This window comes from Streptomyces sp. NPDC057010, from assembly GCF_042673805.1.
Classification (GTDB): Bacteria; Actinomycetota; Actinomycetes; order Streptomycetales; family Streptomycetaceae; genus Streptomyces.
Genome location: NZ_JBHUSC010000001.1, coordinates 158,366 through 175,698 on the forward strand (window position 1 = coordinate 158,366; position 17,333 = coordinate 175,698).

The 17,333-nt window shown below is 72.8% G+C and carries 15 protein-coding genes; 9 read left to right on the forward strand and 6 right to left on the reverse strand.

Going from position 1 to position 17,333, the window contains the following annotated elements:
* The first annotated feature begins 19 nt into the window (after positions 1-19).
* The gene (locus ACFTXQ_RS00785) at positions 20-1,534 is read left to right on the forward strand and encodes a carboxylesterase/lipase family protein (protein WP_382634353.1); all 1,515 of its coding nucleotides are present in this window, start codon (positions 20-22) and stop codon (positions 1,532-1,534) included.
* Here ACFTXQ_RS00785 and ACFTXQ_RS00790 read toward each other — a convergent pair.
* Positions 1,512-2,828, reverse strand: a complete 1,317-nt coding sequence (locus ACFTXQ_RS00790) for an alpha/beta hydrolase (protein WP_382634356.1) — start codon at positions 2,826-2,828, stop codon at positions 1,512-1,514. The two genes, ACFTXQ_RS00785 and ACFTXQ_RS00790, sit on opposite strands and share 23 nt — an antisense overlap.
* Positions 2,829-3,103: 275 nt before the next feature.
* On the opposite strand from ACFTXQ_RS00790, the gene ACFTXQ_RS00795 reads away from it, so the two are divergent.
* Genes ACFTXQ_RS00795 through ACFTXQ_RS00805 form a run of 3 tightly spaced genes read left to right on the forward strand, consistent with a single transcriptional unit; the run spans position 3,104 to position 6,310 of the window.
* On the forward strand, positions 3,104-3,985 hold the full coding sequence (locus ACFTXQ_RS00795; protein WP_382634359.1) for an alkaline phosphatase family protein: 882 nt from the start codon (positions 3,104-3,106) through the stop codon (positions 3,983-3,985).
* Between the two features lie 2 nt (positions 3,986-3,987).
* A complete protein-coding gene (locus ACFTXQ_RS00800) occupies positions 3,988-5,250 on the forward strand; it encodes an MFS transporter (protein ID WP_382634362.1) in 1,263 nt (420 codons plus the stop codon).
* 31 nt (positions 5,251-5,281) lie between these two features.
* Positions 5,282-6,310, forward strand: coding sequence for a TolB family protein (locus ACFTXQ_RS00805; RefSeq protein ID WP_382634364.1), 1,029 nt, complete (start codon positions 5,282-5,284; stop codon positions 6,308-6,310).
* 66 nt (positions 6,311-6,376) lie between these two features.
* Here the strand turns inward: ACFTXQ_RS00805 and ACFTXQ_RS00810 are convergent, their stop codons facing one another.
* On the reverse strand, positions 6,377-7,063 hold the full coding sequence (locus ACFTXQ_RS00810; protein WP_382634366.1) for a GNAT family N-acetyltransferase: 687 nt from the start codon (positions 7,061-7,063) through the stop codon (positions 6,377-6,379).
* A gap of 140 nt (positions 7,064-7,203) precedes the next feature.
* On the opposite strand from ACFTXQ_RS00810, the gene ACFTXQ_RS00815 reads away from it, so the two are divergent.
* From ACFTXQ_RS00815 to ACFTXQ_RS00825, 3 genes are all read left to right on the forward strand, one after another.
* The gene (locus ACFTXQ_RS00815; protein ID WP_382634369.1) at positions 7,204-8,004 is read left to right on the forward strand and encodes an alpha/beta fold hydrolase; all 801 of its coding nucleotides are present in this window, start codon (positions 7,204-7,206) and stop codon (positions 8,002-8,004) included.
* A gap of 76 nt (positions 8,005-8,080) precedes the next feature.
* Positions 8,081-9,322 carry an MFS transporter gene (locus ACFTXQ_RS00820; RefSeq protein ID WP_382634372.1) on the forward strand — a complete coding sequence of 414 codons (1,242 nt, stop codon included), beginning with the start codon at positions 8,081-8,083 and terminating at the stop codon, positions 9,320-9,322.
* A gap of 25 nt (positions 9,323-9,347) precedes the next feature.
* A complete protein-coding gene (locus ACFTXQ_RS00825) occupies positions 9,348-10,052 on the forward strand; it encodes a (2Fe-2S)-binding protein (protein ID WP_382634373.1) in 705 nt (234 codons plus the stop codon).
* 58 nt (positions 10,053-10,110) lie between these two features.
* Here ACFTXQ_RS00825 and ACFTXQ_RS00830 read toward each other — a convergent pair whose 3' ends face one another.
* Together ACFTXQ_RS00830 and ACFTXQ_RS00835 are read right to left on the reverse strand one after the other, a co-directional pair.
* Positions 10,111-11,880 carry a S8 family serine peptidase gene (locus ACFTXQ_RS00830; protein ID WP_382634376.1) on the reverse strand — a complete coding sequence of 590 codons (1,770 nt, stop codon included), beginning with the start codon at positions 11,878-11,880 and terminating at the stop codon, positions 10,111-10,113.
* 274 nt (positions 11,881-12,154) lie between these two features.
* Positions 12,155-13,513: a cation:dicarboxylate symporter family transporter gene (locus tag ACFTXQ_RS00835; protein WP_382634378.1), complete on the reverse strand. Its 1,359-nt coding sequence runs from the start codon at positions 13,511-13,513 to the stop codon at positions 12,155-12,157.
* A gap of 106 nt (positions 13,514-13,619) precedes the next feature.
* On the opposite strand from ACFTXQ_RS00835, the gene ACFTXQ_RS00840 reads away from it, so the two are divergent.
* The gene (locus tag ACFTXQ_RS00840) at positions 13,620-15,260 is read left to right on the forward strand and encodes an ATP-binding protein (protein WP_382634380.1); all 1,641 of its coding nucleotides are present in this window, start codon (positions 13,620-13,622) and stop codon (positions 15,258-15,260) included.
* Positions 15,257-15,961, forward strand: coding sequence for a response regulator (locus tag ACFTXQ_RS00845; protein WP_382634383.1), 705 nt, complete (start codon positions 15,257-15,259; stop codon positions 15,959-15,961). Before ACFTXQ_RS00840 ends, ACFTXQ_RS00845 begins: the two co-directional genes overlap by 4 nt.
* On the opposite strand, the gene ACFTXQ_RS00850 is transcribed toward ACFTXQ_RS00845, so the two are convergent.
* Together ACFTXQ_RS00850 and ACFTXQ_RS00855 are read right to left on the reverse strand one after the other, a co-directional pair.
* A complete protein-coding gene (locus ACFTXQ_RS00850) occupies positions 15,916-16,764 on the reverse strand; it encodes a tyrosinase family protein (RefSeq protein ID WP_382634386.1) in 849 nt (282 codons plus the stop codon). The two genes, ACFTXQ_RS00845 and ACFTXQ_RS00850, sit on opposite strands and share 46 nt — an antisense overlap.
* Positions 16,761-17,159 (reverse strand): tyrosinase cofactor, encoded by a 399-nt coding sequence (locus ACFTXQ_RS00855; protein WP_382634387.1) that lies wholly within the window; start codon positions 17,157-17,159, stop codon positions 16,761-16,763. The genes ACFTXQ_RS00850 and ACFTXQ_RS00855 overlap by 4 nt, the downstream gene beginning before the upstream one ends.
* Between the last annotated feature and the right edge of the window lie 174 nt (positions 17,160-17,333).

Sequence of the window (17,333 nt, forward strand, 5' to 3'; positions counted from 1 at the left end):
CCCGGATTCAGGAGGACGGATGAGCGCATCGGGCGGCGGCACCGGCGAGGGCGGCCGCGACCGCGCGGGCGAGGACCCGAGCGGCGACGGCGCCCGTCCCCGGGCCAGGACCGCGCACGGCGTGGTCGAGGGCCGGACCGCACGCCACGGGACGGCCGCCTTCCTGGGGATCCCGTACGCGGCCCCGCCCGTCGGCGCCCTCCGCTTCGCCGCGCCCGCACCCCCGGCCGCCTGGGACGGCGTGCGCGACGCCGGCGCCTACGGCCCCACCGCGCCCAAGGTGCCCTACCCCGACCCCTTCGCGACCCTGCTGCCCGACCCCGAGGTCCCCGGTGACGACTGCCTGAACGTCAACGTCTGGACCCCCGATCCCGCGCCCGGGGCCCGGCTGCCCGTCATGGTGTGGATCCACGGCGGGGCGCTCACCCGGGGCTCCTCGGCCGTCCCCGTCTACGACGGCTCCGCCTTCGCCCGCGACGGGATCGTGCTCGTCTCCTTCAACTACCGCCTCGGAGTGCTCGGTTACGGGCTCTTCCCCGATGCCCCGGCCAACCGCGGCCTGCTGGACCAGATCGCCGCCCTGGAATGGGTCCGGGACAACATCGAGGCCTTCGGCGGCGATCCCGCCCGCGTCACCGTCTTCGGCGAGTCCGCCGGGGCCATCAGCATCGGCGCCCTGCTCGCCGCGCCGAAGGCCGCCGGGCTCTTCGCCCGTGCGGTCCTGCAGAGCGGGGCCCCCGAGGTGCTGCCGCGCGACCGGGTGCGCGCCATGGTCCGGCGGATGGCCTCGCTGCTGAAGGTGCCCGCGACCGCCGGGGCCTTCGCCGCCGTCTCCCTGCCCGACCTGCTGGCCGCCCAGGCCGCCGTGCTGCGCAGGTCGAACCCGCTGATCGGCGGCCCCGCCTTCGGCCTGGTCGCCGATCCCGCCACCGTCCCCGCCGACCCGGTCGGCGCGGCCGCCGACGTACCCCTGCTGCTGGGGTGGACCACCGAGGAGTACCGCCTCTGGCTGGCCCCCACCGGCGGGATGCGGCTGCTCGACCGGCTGGGCCCGCTCACCGTGGCGCTGGCCCGGCGGCGCACCGGCAAGGACCTGGCCGCCGTACGGGAGTGGCGCGCCGCCCTGCCCGGGGCCGGCCCGGCCGACCTCGCCGGACAGCTGCTCACCGACCGGCTCCTGCGGGATCCGCTGCGGCGGCTCGCCGGGTCGGAGCGCGGGGCGCCGAGCTTCCTGTACGAGTTCGCCTGGCCCTCCGGCGTACCGGGGCTCGGCGCCTGCCACGCCCTGGAGCTGGGCTTCGTGTTCGACACGCTCGGCGTGCGGGAGGCCTCCTGGCTGGCCGGGCCGGACACCCCGCAGCAGCTGGCCGAGGAGATGCACGGGGCCTGGGTCCGCTTCGCGGTCACGGGGGATCCGGGCTGGGCGCCCTGGAACGGCAGCGGCCCGCCGAAGGTGTTCGGCGGGCCGGAGCGGAAGAAGGAGGAGGGTCGGGCGGGGGAGGCGCCGGAGCTTACTCGACGGGTCCTTCCATGACCTTGCTGATGAACTGGATCGGCCCCTCGCCCATGTTCGGGACGTAGGTCTTGGCGTTGTGCTGGCCGCCCTTGATGATCCTCAGGTCGGTGTGGATCGGGCCCTTGTTGCCGAAGGTGGCGATGAACTTCTGCACGTCGGGCAGGGTCCTCTTGTTGCTCTCGCTGTCGCCGACCTGGAAGGCGAGGTAGACGTCCGGGCCCTTCTTGTCGATGAGCTGCTTCGCCAGGATCTCCGGGTTGTTCTCGGCCTTCTCCTTGTCGTGGCCCTTCCACAGGGAGGAGTCGGGCACGATGTCCGGGCCCGAGGCGATGACGGCCTTGAACTTGTCCGGGTGCTTGAGGACGGCCTTGAGGCCCGCGAACCCGCCGGTGGAGGAGCCCATGAAGGCCCAGCCGTCACGGGACTTGACCGTGCGGAAGTTCGCCTTCATCAGGTCCGGGACGTCCTCGGTCAGCCACGTGCCCATCTTCGGCTGGTCGGGGATGTCGGAGCCGTCCCAGTAGATGCCCTTGTCGTCCGGCGCCGGGTTGAGGACCGGCATCGCCAGGATGAAGGGCTTGCTCTTCCCCTCCGTGTACCACTTGGCGATGCTGGTCTGGAGGCCCAGGTCGGTGCCCATCCAGTAGTTGTTCGGGAAGCCGGCGCCGCCCGGCAGGGCGATCATGACCGGGAAGCCGCTCTTGGCGAACTTCGGGTCGTTGTACTCCTTGGGCGCCCAGACCCACACCTTGCCCGTGAAGCCCGACTTCTTGCCGGCGAGCGTGGTGACGGCCACGTGCGTCCCGTCGGCCAGGGTCATCGAGTTCTTGAACTCCGCCTGCGGCCCGGTCGGCATCAGCATCTTGGAGTTCGCGGGCTGATGGGGGGCGTCGCCCTTCTTGTCGCCGCCGCCGGCGGGCGGCTGCCCGAAGGAGACCGCCGAGCCCTTGTCGGTGAAGGGGGGTATCTCGTAGTACGCCATCACTCCGGCCGCGATGCCGCCGAGCGCGAGGAGGGAGACACCGGCTATCACCCAGCGCTTGACGCGGGACTTGCGCCGGGGCGCGGGCTCCGGCTCCTCGTCGTACGGCGGCTCCTGGCCGTACGGAGCCTGCTGCTCGTACGGAGCCTGCTGCTGCCCGTACGGGGGCTGCGGTTGTCCGTAGGGCGGCTGGTACCCGCCCTGGGACCCGTACGGCTGCTGCTGCTGTCCGTACGACGGCCGGCCGTACTGGTCGCCGTAGGGCTGCTGCGGCTGCTGCCCTTCCGGCCGGTACGGCTGGTACTGCTGCCCGTCGGGTGCGTACGACATGTGCGGTGGCTCTCCGGCTGGTGCTGCCCCGGGGGGCGGGTGGTCTGCGGCGTGATCCTTCTTCCGTTCGAAGGATGAACGCAAGCATGCCAGGGTTCCTCATTTTTCCTTCTCTTGGGGTGATCTGGGGAAGGTCGTTGCCCGACGCCTCGAAGGCCCGTGGAGTTCCCGTTCCGTTCGCCGACTGTCCCTGGCCCATGCACATGTCCCTGGGTATCGTGCGTCCGCGCCGCCACCAGAACCCCCACTCCGCCCGGAGGTACCACGTGTTTGGCATGCGCCTGCCAAAGCTCCGCCGTAAGACCGCCCTCGCCACCGCCTTCGCCGTCACCGCCGCCGGCACCGCCCTCTGGGCCGGCATCGGTGCCGCACAGCCCGCCCGGGCGGCGGGCCTGCCCGCCCCCGACCACGTCGTCGTCGTGGTCTTCGAGAACCACGCCTACAGCCAGGTCATCGGCAGCTCCAGCGCCCCGTACATCAACTCCCTCAAGAGCGGGGGAGCCAACCTCACCCAGTCGTACGGGATCACCCACCCGAGCCAGCCCAACTACCTCCAGCTCTTCTCGGGCTCCAACCAGGGCGTCACCGGCGACAGCTGCTACACGCCGGGCTTCAGCTCCGCGCCCAACCTGGCCTCCGAGCTGATCGCCGCCGGCAAGAGCTGGGGCAGCTACAACGAGGGCCTGCCCAGCCAGGGCTCCACCACCTGCTCCAGCGGCAACTACGCCCGCAAACACAACCCCTGGTTCGCCTTCTCCAACGTGCCCACCGGCACCGCGAAGACCATGACGCAGTTCCCGACGGACTTCACCACCCTGCCCAAGGTCTCCTTCGTCGTCCCGGACCTGTGCAACGACATGCACGACTGCTCCGTCGGCACCGGCGACACCTGGCTCAAGAACAAGATCAAGCCCTACGCGGACTGGGCCAAGACCCACAACAGCCTCCTCGTCGTCACCTTCGACGAGGACAACCGGCTCGCCGGCAACAAGATCCCCACGGTGTTCTACGGCCAGCCCGTGACCCCGGGATCCACCTCGGGCACCACCTACAACCACTACGACGTGCTGCGCACCCTGGAGGGCCTGGCCGGCCTGACCACCCACGCCGGGAACGCGGCCACCGCCAAGGACATCACGGGGATCTGGGCTTCCTGATCATGTACGTTGCGGACAGTCGCGGCACCCCCGCGCCCGCCGTGACCCCCGAGACGCCGGCCGTCGCCCCGGGCACCAGCCCGGGGCGGCGTGCCGCGCTCGCGCCCACGGTGCTCGCCCTCGGCACGGTCAGCCTCGTCACCGACGTCTCCTCCGAGATGGTCACGGCCGTGCTCCCGCTCTACCTCGTCGCCGGACTCGGGCTCTCCCCGCTCGGTTTCGGCCTGCTCGACGGCCTCTACAACGGCGTCGGCGCCCTCGTCCGGCTCACCGGCGGCCACCTCGGCGACCGCTTCGGCCGCCACAAGGCCCTCGCCGGACTGGGCTACGCCCTCTCCGCCCTGTGCAAGCCGCTGCTCCTGCTCGCCCACACCCTCCCCGCCATCGGCGCCGTCCTCGCACTGGACCGCACCGGCAAGGGACTGCGCACCGCCCCGCGCGACGCGCTGATCTCCCTCGCCGTCGCCCCCGAGGAACGCGGGCGGGCCTTCGGCGTCCACCGGGCGATGGACACCGCGGGCGCCCTGATCGGGCCGGTCCTCGCCTTCCTCATCCTGCGCGGCGCCGCCGACGGCTACGACGCGGTCTTCACCGTCAGCGCCTGCGTGGCCGCGCTCGGGGTACTGGTGCTCGTGCTCTTCGTGCCCGGCGGCCGCACCCGGCCCGCGCCGGCGGCCGAGCCCGTCTCCCTGCGGGCCGCCCTCGGCCTGCTGCGCCGCCCCGACCTGCGCCGGATCGGCCTCTGCGCGCTGCTGCTGGGACTGTGCACCGTCAGCGACGGCTTCGTCTTCCTGCTGCTCCAGCGCGCCACCGGGATCGCCGACCGCTGGTTCGCCCTGCTGCCGCTCGGCACCGCCGCCGCCTTCTTCCTCCTCGCGCTGCCGCTCGGCCGGCTCGCCGACCGGATCGGCCGCAGCCGCGTCTTCCTCGGCGGGCACCTCGCGCTGCTGGCCGCGTACGGGCTGCTCCTCGTCGGCGGGCACCATCCCGCCCTGCCCTACGCGGTGCTCCTGCTGCACGGCGGCTTCTACGCCGCCACCGACGGGGTACTGATGGCCGCGGCCGCCGGAGCCGTGCCCGAGGAGCACCGCGGCGGCGGACTCGCCCTCGTCCAGACCGGCCAGGCCCTCGCCCGCTTCGCCGCCTCCCTCGGCTTCGGCGCCGCCTGGACCGTGTGGGGCGCGCGCCCCGCGCTCGCCGTCGCCGCCGTCCTGCTCGCCGTGGCGGCCGCGGTGTGCGTACGGCTGATCCCCGCCGCGGACTGATCCCCGTCCCGGCACGACCGAAAGGCCCCCCATGACCCTCCAGCGCCGGATCCTGATCCTCGCCACCGCCGTCGTCCTGCTCGCCGCCGTGGGGGTGCTCGCCGTCGTGCGGGCCTCCTCCCGGGCCGACGAGAAGAACCAGACCCAGGCCGGAGGCCCGCAGATCACCCGGGGCGCGGTCTCGCTGACCCCCGGCGAGGGCGGCCGCCGGATCGTGTTCCGCAACATGGCCTGGGGCCCGCACCGCGACGAGCTCGCCACCGTCCCCGCCGCGGAGCCCGAGGGGGCCCGCACCGCCTCCGGCGTGAGCTGCCTGCGCTTCCACTCGGCGGCGGGCACCGGGATCTGCCTCCAGGCCGACAAGGGCGGGGTCCAGGACGGCTACCGGGCCGTCGTCCTCGACGCGGGCCTCAAGGAGCTCTCCGCCCACCCGCTGGCCGGCATCCCCACCCGCGCCCGGGTCTCGCCCGGCGGGCACCTCGCGGCCTGGACGGTCTTCGTCGGCGGGGACTCGTACGCCGGGACGAACTTCTCCACGCGGACCTCGGTGCTCGACCTGCGCACCGGCAGGCTCGACGCCTCCCTGGAGGACTTCACGATCCTCAAGGACGGCAAGCCGTACCGCAGCGCCGACGTGAACTTCTGGGGGGTCACCTTCGCCGCCGACGAGCGGACCTTCTACGCGACGCTGGCCACCGGCGGCCAGACCCACCTGGTCCGCGGCGACCTCGCCGAGCGGACCGTGACCACGCTCCGCGAGAACCTGGAGTGCCCGTCGCTGTCGCCCGACGGAACCCGGCTGGTGTTCAAGAAGCGCGTGCCGGGCCTTTCGGCCGACGCCCCGTGGCGGCTGTACGCGCTGGACCTGGCCTCGATGAAGGAGACCCCGCTCGCCGAGGAGCGCAGCGTGGACGACCAGGTGGTGTGGACGGACGACCGGACCGTCGTCTACTCCCTGCCGGGGGACTTCGGCGCGGACCTCTACTCCGTACCGGCGGACGGCAGCGGCGCCCCCGCACGGCTCATGGCGTCGGCCCTCGCCCCGGCCTTCCTCGGCTGACGCCGGGAGGGCCGGGGGAGGGCCGCCGCAGGACCGTTACGCCGGATGCGCGCTCCGCCCCGCCGGCTAGGCGGGGATCAGGGTCTTGCGGCGCCGCTTGCGCTGCGCGCCGGCCGACAGCCGCAGCTCGATGATCGACCGCACGGCCGGCCACTCCTCGTCGAGGATCGAGTAGAAGGCCGTACTGCGGACCGCGCCGTCGAGCCCCCGCGAATGGGCCCGGCGGACCCCCTCGCAGGTGAAGCCGAGGCGCTCCATCGCGGCCCGCGAGCGGCCGTTGCGGGCGTCCGCGCGCAGGGAGATCCGCCGGACGCCCCAGGTCTCGAAGGCATGGCGGAGCATGAGCAGCTTCGCCTCGGTGTTGATGCCGGTCCCCTGGGCGCCCGGGGACAGCCAGGTATTGCCGATCTCGGCGGCATCGGGGATCGCCGTCGCCGGATCACCGAACGGGACGCCCGGCACGGCGGGCCACACCAGCGGCCCCTGCCAGTAGTCCAGATCGAGGAACCGGGTCGAACCGACGACCCGGCCGTCGGTGGCTCTGACCACCGCGAACGGGAGCGATCGACCCGCCGCCTGATCGGCGAGGGCGCGGTCGATGTACTCGTGGGACGCCTGCACCCCATGGGGTACGGGGGTGAAGGCGTAAGTCGTACGATCCTCGGCCCCGGCCAGGGCCAAGGCCTCGGTGTGGTGGGGGGCGAGGGGCTCGAGCCGCACGGAGCGGCCGGCGAGGAGTACGGGTACGGGCACGGAGCCTTCGGTCCTTCTGGGCGGTGGGGTGGTTGCACAGTCTGCGTCTCTGACGTCGCCCCCCGTGCAAAACACGGGTGAAAGGCAACGGGCTGTCAGGTGAACGCGAGTGGCTCAATGTAGCCCCTTAAAGTCCTCTCATGAACCCCCAATTTGGCAATGGCGTGAACCTCTTTTTCGACGACCTTGGTCCCCGCGGCGGGGCGGCCGTAATCCTGATCCACGGACATCCGTTCAACCGCACGATGTGGGCCCCCCAGACGGCCGCCCTGACGGCCGCCGGGTACCGGGTGATCACCCCTGACCTGCGGGGATACGGGGAGAGCCCGGTGGTGCCCGGCAAGGCGCTGCTGGCCGATCTCGCCGACGACATCGCCGCCCTCCTCGCCCGCCTGGACCTCGAACACGTGGTCGTCGGCGGTGTGTCCATGGGCGGGCAGATCGCGATGGAGATGCGGCTGCGCCACCCGGGTGTGGTACGGGCCCTCGTCCTCTCCGACACCTCGCCGGTGCCGGAGACCGAGGAGGGGCGGAAGTTCCGCCGGGAACTCGCGGAACGGCTGCTGGCCGAGGGCATGCGGCCCTATGCCGAAGAGGTCATCGACAAGATGCTGGCGCCCTACAACGTCGTCGGCATGCCGGAGGCGGCCGCGCGGGTGAGCGCGATGATGTGCGCGACCGACCCGGAGGGGGCGGCCGCGGCGCTGCGCGGCCGGGCCGAGCGCCCCGACTACCGGCCCGTGCTCGCCGGGGCGACGGAGCCCTGCCTGGTGGTGGTAGGCGCGGACGACGTCTACACCCCCGTCGCGGACGCCGAGGCCCTGCACGCGCTGATGCCGCACTCCGTGCTGGCCGTGATCGACCGGGCCGGCCACCTGCCGGGCGTGGAGCAGCCCGAGGCCTTCAACCGGGTCCTGCTGGAGTTCCTCGCCGCCCTGTGAACCCGGCCGAATGGCCCAGGGGATGAAGGGGGAAATGGACTGCGGGGGCGGGCCATCGGGCTGGTCCAATGGGGCGGTGACGATACGGATCCTGCCCCCGCCCGGAGCACCGCGCCGACTGGCCGCCGCTCAGCTGAGCAATTCCGTCGGAGACGGCGCCTACTACGTGTGTTCGGCCCTCTACTTCAGCCGCGTGGCCGGTCTGTCGCCCGCGCAGATCGGCCTCGGGCTGACGATCGCCTGGGCCGTCGGCTCCGTCGCCGGGGTACCGCTGGGCGCGCTCGCCGACCGGCGGGGGCCGCGCGGCACCTCGGCCGCGCTGGCCGTGGCCACCGCCGCCTCCGTCCTCTCCTTCCTCTTCACCCGGTCCTTCTGGGGCTTCCTGCTCGCCGTCCTCGTCTACGCCACCGCCCAGTGCGGGCTGGCCGCCGCCCGGCAGGCGCTGCTGGCGGCGCTGGTCCCGCCGGAGCGGCGGACCGGCGTACTGGCCCACCTGCAGTCCATGCTCAACGGGGGGCTGGCGCTGGGCGCGGGCCTCGGCGGGCTCGCCCTGGCCGCCGACACCGAGCGGGCCTACCTCGCGGTGTTCGTGCTGGACGCGCTGAGCTTCCTGGTCTGCGCGGCCGTGCTGCTGCGGCTGCCGGCGGCGGCGCCCACCGCCGGGCGGGCGGCCGGCGAACCGCGACTGGCCGTGCTACGGGACCGGCCGTACGCGCTGGTCACCCAGCTGAACGCGGTGCTGCTCCTGCGGATGCCGCTGCTCAGCCTGGCGATCCCGCTCTGGATCGTGGAACGCACCCGGGCCCCCGGCTGGCTGGTGTCGGCGCTGTTCGTGCTGAACACCGTCGCCGTGATGCTGTTCCAGGTGCGCGCGGCCCGTCCCGTCAGGGACCTGGACAGCGCGCGCCGGGCCGTGCGGGTGTCGGGGCTGGTGATGGCCGCGTCCTGCGCCGTCTTCGCGCTCTCCGCGCTGCCCGGTGCGGGCTGGGCGGCCGCCGCGCTGCTGGTGGCGGGTGCCGTGCTCCAGGTGGACGCCGAGATGCGGCAGTCCGCCGGGTCCTGGCAGATCGGCTTCTCGCTGGCCCCCGCCGAGCGCATCGGCCAGTACCAGGGGTTCTTCGGCACCGGGGTCCCGGTGGCCAGGACCGCCGGACCGCTGGTGCTGACCTCGCTGCTCCTGGTGTGGGGGATCCCCGGCTGGCTGCTGCTGGGCGCGGTCCTGCTGGCCGCTTCGTACGGCATGGGGCCCGCGGTGCGCCGGGCGGAGTCGGCGCGCACGGGCGCAGGGCCCGTACGGGCCGGCGTTCGGGCGGCGTGACGCGGGCGCCTGAGATCATCTCGGCATGGACTGGTCGACGACGAGGGACACGGGGCCCGGCGTGGAGGACGTACTGAGGCAACTGGCCTCCGTGGGGCCCTTCTTCACCGTGCCCTGCGGGAAGGAGCCGCCGGGTCCCGGGTTCCTGCCGCTCAGCGCGCTGTACGGGGACCGGCTCGGGCCGTACGTCGCCGAGGTGGGGCGGCGCATCGGCAGCGGGCCCGGCCGGGTGGCCGCCTCCACCGCGCAGCTCGGGATCGCCTCCCGGCTCTGGTCGATCGGGCTGGGCTGCGCCGCCCTCGCCGGACGGGTGCCGGACCTGGCCCCCGACCGGGTGTGGTGGCGGCTGCCGGGCGCGGGATCGCTGGAACTGTGGCTCCCCGAACCGGTGGACCTGCCGGCCGGCGACCTCGGGGGGACCGTCCTCGGGAACCTGGCCGTGCTCGACGCGGGCCTGCGGGAGCGGTTCGGCGTCTCGCCCAAGGTCCTGCGGGGCAATGCGGCCTCGGGCCTGGTCGGCGCCCTGCGGGTGCTGATCGACCGGGTCCCCGGCGGCAGGGCCGTGGAGCTCGCGGCCGCCCTGCTGGCCGACGGCGGGGCGCTGGCCGGCACCGGCACCTTCATCCACGAGGAGGGGCTCGGGGTGGCCTTCGTACGGCGCAGCTGCTGCCTCTACTACCGGGTGCCGGGCGGCGGGTTGTGCGGGGACTGCGTGCTGCGCACCAGGTGAACGCGTACGGGGCCACCGGGGAGCAGGTGCTCGCCGGCGGCCCCGCAGCAGCGTGGTGCTAGAAGGTGAGGTTCCAGGAGTCGATCTTGCCGGTGTCGCCGCCGGCGTTGTCGTTGACCCGGAGCTTCCAGGTGCCGTTGGCGACCTCGGAGGAGGCGTTCACGGTGTAGGTGGTGTTGATGTTGTCCGTGCTGCCTCCGGCCCGGTTGTGCACGGTGTACACCGTGCCGTCGGGGGCGACGAGGTCCACCTTCAGGTCACCGATGTAGGTGTGCACGATGTTCACGCCGACCTTGAGGGTGGCGGGGGCGTTGCCGGTCACACCGCTGACGGTGATCGGGCTCTCCACGGTGGTGTTGTCGCCGATGGCGAAGTCACCGGTGTTCTCGAAGTACTTGCCGGGGGGCGGGGTGGAGCCGACGGCCTTGAGGGCGTCGACCTGGCCCTCGCCGAAGAACGCGTTGTTCGCCGTGGTGCCGGTGCAGCGGCTGTCCGACGGGCAGGCGATGTCGTTGGCCTGGGTGGCCAGCTTGTCGCGGATCTGCGCCGGGGTGATGCCCGGGTTGGCGCTGGCGATCAGCGCCGCCACGCCCACGACGTGCGGGGTGGCCATCGAGGTCCCGCTCTTGGTGCTGTAACCGCCGCCCGGCGCGGTGGAGTAGACGTTGCTGCCCGGGGCCGCGACGTCGATGACGTTCTGGCCGAAGTTGGAGAACGAGGCCTTGGTGACGCCGGTGCCGTTCGCCGCGACCGTGACCACGCCCGGGAGCTCGGTCGGGATGTCCATGCACGCGTTGGTGATGGTGCGGGTGACCGGGGTCGAGTCGTTCGGGCTCGCCGAGTCGGTCGTCTTGTGGGCGAGGTCGTAGTTCTCGTTGCCCGCCGCGGCGATCTGGAGCGAGCCCTTGCCCTCCGCGTATTCCTGGGCGCGCTTGACGCCCTCGATGATCGCGGCCTGGTCGGCGTTGTCCGGGCAGTTGAACTGCCACGGGTCCGTGTAGTAGCTGTTGTTGGTGACCTTGAAGCCGTGGTCACCGGCCCAGACGAACCCGCAGACGGTGTTCTCGGCGTAGAACAGCGTCGAGTTCGGCTCGGCGATGCGCACCGAGGCGATCTTCACGCCGGGGGCCACGCCGATGACGCCCTTGCCGTTCTTGGCGGCCGCGACCGTGCCGGCCACGTGCGTGCCGTGGGTGTCCACGTCCCGCCAGGCGCCGGTACGGGTGTCCGGCTTGCCGTAGGCGCAGGAGACGGAGTCCGCCGCGTTGAAGTTCGGTGCCAGGTCCTGGTGCTGGTCGTCCACACCGGTGTCCAGGATGCCGACCTTGACGGAGGCGGAGCCGGTGGTGACGGCCCAGGCCTGGTCCGCCTTGATCTGGCTCATATCGGCGCGGACCGGCTCGCCGGCCGGGGTCGTCGCCTGGGCCGGATTGGCGGGCAGCGCCGGGTTGTAGGCGTCCGCCGGGACGTCCGAGGTGCGGGTGGCGCCGACCTGCTGGACCCCGCTCACCCCGCGCATCGTCGCGGCGAAGCCGGCCGAGGAGGAGTGGGCGACGATCACGCCGATCGCGTCGAAGTTCGAGAAGACGGTGCCCCCGTTGGCGGTGACGGCGTTGCGCACCGCCGTGGTGTCGCCAGGGGCGGTGATCACGAGGTAGGAGCGGGTGCCGGCAACCCAGGTCGCACTCTGGGAAGTCGGGGCCGCGGCCTTGGGCGCCGCCGCGGCGGGCGCGGAGGCGGTGGGACCGGCAGGCGGGACCGGGGCGGTGCCGGCGAGCGCGGCGGGGGCCCCGAAGGCCAGTGCGGCGCCGAGTGTGGCGGCCAGCACGAGGGTACGTCGAGGTCGGCTGGATATGTGGGGTATCAATGCGTCCTCCGATGGCCCGGTGGTGCGGGTGGCACCTGCCGGGCCGTACGAAACGAGTGGTGGACGCAAGATGTCAGAAGCGTGCCCCGATACGGAAGTACCTTTTACAGCAGGCACCTTCTCCGGCTCGTGGCCGAAAACCGACCCTCTCGGGAGGATCGGGAGGAGTCGGAACCGGCCGGGCTGGGCACCGTGGGGGCGAACCCTGCCCGGCCGGTCCGTACGGGCGTCCCGGTTACACCAGTACGCCGTCCTTGTCGCCGGCCGACTGGACCGGTACGGCGGCGTCCCGCGGCGCGCCGTGCCCGTCGTCGACCAGCGTGGTCTCGTCGAACGGAAGCCGCCCGGCCAGTACTTCGGCGGCCCGCTCCTGGTCGAACTCCTTCGTCCACGTCCCGATGAGCACCGTGGCGACGGCGTTCCCCGCGAAGTTGGTCAGGGCCCGCGCCTCGCTCATGAACCGGTCGATGCCGACGATCAGGCCGACCCCGTCGACCAGTTCCGGCCGGTGGGACTGGAGTCCGCCGGCGAGCGTGGCGAGCCCGGCACCGGTCACCCCGGCGGCGCCCTTCGACGCGATGATCATGAACAGCAGCAGCGAGATCTGCTCGCCCAGGGCCAGCGGCTTGCCCATCGCCTCGGCGACGAACAGCGAGGACATCGTCAGGTAGATCGCGGTCCCGTCCAGGTTGAAGGAGTACCCGGTCGGCACCGTGATCCCGGTGACCGGGCGCGACACCCCCAGGTGCTCCATCTTGGCGATCAGCCGCGGCAGCGCGGACTCCGAGGAGGAGGTGGACAGGATCAGCAGGAACTCCCGGCCCAGGTAGCGCAGCAGGGCGAAGACGCTGACACCCGTACACACCCGCAGGAGCGTGCCGAGGACCACGAAGACGAAGAGCAGGCAGGTCGTGTAGAAGCCGATCATGATGACGGCGAGGGACTTCAGCGCGTCGATGCCGGTCGCCCCGACCACCGCCGCGATCGCCCCGAAGGCGCCGACCGGCGCCGCCCACATGATCATCGCCAGGATCCGGAAGACCAGCTTCTGCAGGTGGCCGATCCCGCGCAGCACCGGCTCGCCGGTCGCGCCCATGGCCTGGAGGGCGAACCCGCACAGCAGCGCCACCAGCAGGGTCTGCAGCACCTCGCCGCCGGTGAAGGCGGACACGAGGGTGGTCGGGATGATCCCCAGCAGGAACTCCGGCGTGCTCTTGGCCACGCCCGCCTTGGCCTGCGCCTCACCCGCGTGCCGCGCGGCCTCGGTCAGGTGCAGTCCGCTGCCCGGATCCAGCAGGTTCCCGACCAGCAGGCCGATGGCGAGGGCCACCGTGGACATCACCATGAAGTAACCGAGGGCGAGTCCGCCCACCGCCCCCACCTTGGCGGCCTTGCGGACCGAACCGATGCCCAGCACGATCGTGCAGAAGATCACCGGCGAGATCATCATCTTGATGAGGTTGACGAAGCCGGTGCCCAGCGGCTTGAGCTCCACGGCCGCGCCGGGTGCGGCGAAGCCGACGGCGATGCCGAGGAGCACCGCGGCGATCACCGCGATGTAGAGATAGTGCGTTCTGTCGCGCGTGGCGGCCACGATGCCTCCTGGTGGTGAAAACGTTCCGGGAGGACCATCGCGCGGCGTTGTGACCCCGGTCACCCTTGCGTTCATTGAGTTCACGGCCCGGTGCACACTGAGCGCCATGTTCCGTTTGCCCCGGCCGCCACGCAGCCTCGCCGGCCAGCTGTTCGCCATGCAGGTGCTGCTGGTCGCCGTGGTCGTCGCCGGATGCGCCGTCTTCGCGTACGCCACCGCACGCGGCCAGGCCGAGGAGGCCGCCCGGCGCCAGGCCGGGGCGGTGGCCCGCGCCGTCGCCGACTCCCCGTCGGTCCGGGAGGCCGTACGGGAGGGCGCGCTCGGGAGCGACCCCACGGTCCGGCTCCAGCCGTACGCGGAGCGGGTGCGGGTCGACTCCGGGGTGGACTTCGTGACGATCATGGACCCGGCCGGGCGGCGCTGGACCCACCCGGACCCGCGCCGGATCGGCGAGCCCTTCATGGGCAACACGGCCCCCGCCCTGCGCGGCGAGACCTTCAGCGAGACCTACACCGGCACCCTCGGCCCGTCGATCCGCGTCGTCACCCCTCTGACGGACGGCGGCCGGGTCGTCGGCATGGTCAGCGCCGGCATCACCGTCCGCGCGATCAGCGCCCGGCTCGCCGAACAGCTCACCGCCCTCGCGTGGGTCGCGGCCGGGGCGCTGGCCCTCGGCGGCGCGGGCACGTACATCGTCAACGCCCGGCTGCGCCGCCACACGCACGGCATGAACGCGGCCGAGCTCAGCCGCATGTACGACTACCACCAGGCGGCCCTGCACGGGGTGCGCGAGGGGCTGCTGCTGCTCGACGGGCAGCGCAGGATCACGCTGATCAACGACGCCGGGCGCGAACTGCTGGGCCTGGACGACGGGATGACGGGCAGGGGCGTCGCCGACCTCGGGCTGCCCGCGCCGCTCACCGGGGCCCTGCTCGCCGACCGGCCCCGCGTCGACGAGGTGCACCTGACCGCGGACCGGGTGCTCGTCGTCAACAGCTCGCCCGTCGCGGGCGGCGGCCGCCGGGGCACCGTGGTCACCCTGCGCGACCACACCGAACTCCAGGCGCTCACGGGGGAGCTGGACCACGAGCGGGGCTTCACCCAGGCGCTGCGCTCGCAGGCGCACGAGGCGGCGAACCGGCTGCACACGGTGGTCTCGCTGATCGAACTCGGCCGCGCGGACGAGGCCGTGGAGTTCGCCACCGCCGAACTGGAGCTGGCGCAGGCCCTCACCGACGAGGTGGTCACCGCCGTCGGGGAACCGGTGCTGGTGGCCCTGCTGCTCGGCAAGGCCGCCCAGGCGCACGAGCGGGGCGTGGAACTGGTCGTCACCCCCGACAGCACGGCCATCGACAGCGGGCCCGGGATCCCGTCGGCCCGGGACCTGGTCACCGTGCTCGGCAATCTCGTGGACAACGCCATGGACGCGCTCACCGGGGTCCCGGGCGGGCGCATCGCGGTCACCGTGCGCCATGATGCCGAGGGGCTGCTGCTCCGGGTCGCGGACAGCGGCCCGGGCCTGCCCGAAGGAGTGGACGTCTTCCGGCGCGGCTGGTCCGGCAAGGGTGAGGGGCGGGGCCTGGGCCTGGCGCTGGTGCGCCAGGTGGCGCTGCGGCACGGAGGCCGCGCGGAGGCGGCCAGCGCGCCGGGCGGGGGAGCCGAGTTCACCGTACGACTGCCGGCGGCGTCCCCGCGGGCCGGGACCGGCCTCGGGGCGCAGCTGCCCACCGCCGGAGGCCAGGGGTGAGCGCCGGCGAGGTGCGGGTGCTGGTCGTCGAGGACGACCCGGTCGCCGCCGACGCCCACGCGCTGTACGTCGGCCGGGTGCCGGGGTTCACCGCCGTCGGGGCCGTGCACTCCCTGGCCGAGGCCACCCGGGTCCTGGAACGGACCCGCGTCGACCTGCTGCTGCTCGACCTGACCCTGCCCGACGGGCACGGGCTGCGCTTCGCGCGCGGACTGCGGGCCGCCGGGCACCCCGTCGACGTGATCGTGGTGACCTCCGCGCGGGACCTCGCGGTGGTCCGCGAGAGCGTCTCGCTCGGCGTGGTCCAGTACGTGCTGAAGCCGTTCGCGTTCCCGACCCTGCGCGAACGGCTCCTGCGCTACGCCGAGTTCCGCGCGACGGCGGGCGAGGCGGCCGGCCAGGACGACGTCGACCGGGCCATGGCGGCCCTGCGCGCACCCCGTCCGGCCGCCCTCCCCAAGGGGCTGAGCGCGCCCACCCTGGACCGGGTCGCCGCCCTGCTGCGGGCGGCGCCCGAGGGGCTGACCGCGGCGGGGGCGGCCGAGGCGGCCGGGATCTCGCGGATCACCGCCCGCCGCTACCTGGAGCACCTGGTGGACACCGGCCGCGCGGACCGCACCCCCCGGTACGGCCAGGTCGGCCGCCCCGAACTGCACTACCGCTGGCTGGCGGCGGCGACCGGCTCGGCGTCGAAGGTGTAGAACTTGCGGTGGTCCAGCATGTCCGCCGGGGTCACGTCGTTCCACGGCCGCATGGTGTCGCCGAGGTCCACCACGTTCGCGGTGCCCGCCGCCGGCAGGTACGGGGACTGCGGGTGGCGTGCCTGCCACTCGGCCCACAGCTTGTCCACGAAGGCGTGGTGCATCCAGAACACCGGGTCGTTGGGGGAGACCCCGGTGGCCATCTGCCCGCCGACCCACACGTGCACCCGGTTGTGCAGGTTGGCGCCGCGCCAGCCCTCCAGGTTGTTGCGGAAGCCGTTCGAGGAGCTGTTCCACGGGGCCATGTCGTACACCGGCATGGCGAGGACGGCGTCCACCTCGGCCTTGGTCGGCAGCTCGGCCACGCCCGTGCCGAGCGCACGGCGCAGGTAGGTGCGCCCGTCCACCCGGACGTTTATGTTCCACTTGCCCGTCGCGTACGAGAACGGCCCGTCGAGCACCTGCCCGTCGCGGGCCCGTCCGGTTCCGCCGAGGAAGTCGGCGGCCCAGAGCGAGGAGCGGGCGGTGCGGTCGGCCGTCCAGTCCCAGTACGGCAGCGAGACCGAGGGATCCACTTTCTGCAGCGCCGCCTCGAACTCCAGCAGGAAGCGCCGGTGCCAGGGCAGGAAGGAGGGGGAGCGGTGGCCGACCCGCTCGCCGGAGTCGGTGTCGCTCATGATGAACCCGTTGTGGGTGGTCACGAAGCGGTCGTAGCTGCCGTTGCGCTTGAGTTCGAGCAGCGCGTTGACGAAGGCGCGCTTCTCCTCGGCGGACAGCGCGGCCTGGTTCTTGCGGACGGTCATGCCATGCCCCCCATGGGCGCGAACGGAGCGAGGACGGCACCCTGCAGCTCGCGCACGGCGGCGCGGGCCAGGGAGAGCGGATCGGCGAAGGTCTCGTAGTGGTTGACCACGCTGATCCAGCTGCCGTCGGCGTTGCGCATCACGTGCAGCTCGCGGCCGTCTATTCGTACGGTGGGCAGGGCGGCGCCGCCGTGGTGGCCGCCGTGGTGGCCGCCCCCTCCGCCCTGGGTGATCTGGATGCGTCGGCCCTGGTAGACCTCGTCGACCTGACCCGTCGCCGGAGGTGTGGCGACGGTGGGAGAGGCGCTCGCGCTGGTGGCGGCGGCGGTGAGACCAAGGACGGTGAGTGCACCGGCGGTAGTACCCAAAGCCTGCCGGCGGGTGATCTTGTTCATGGCCCGAATAGCTATCAGGACAGGGGAGTTGGGTGGCCTGTATCCAGACATGAGCGGATAAGTTGCCGATAGAACCAATTGGATGATCTTCCCGTCCGGACCGGCTCCAGTGGCCCGAACGGGAAGATCTACGCGAGTAACACTACTCGACAGTAATTTCTCCGGCGGTACGGG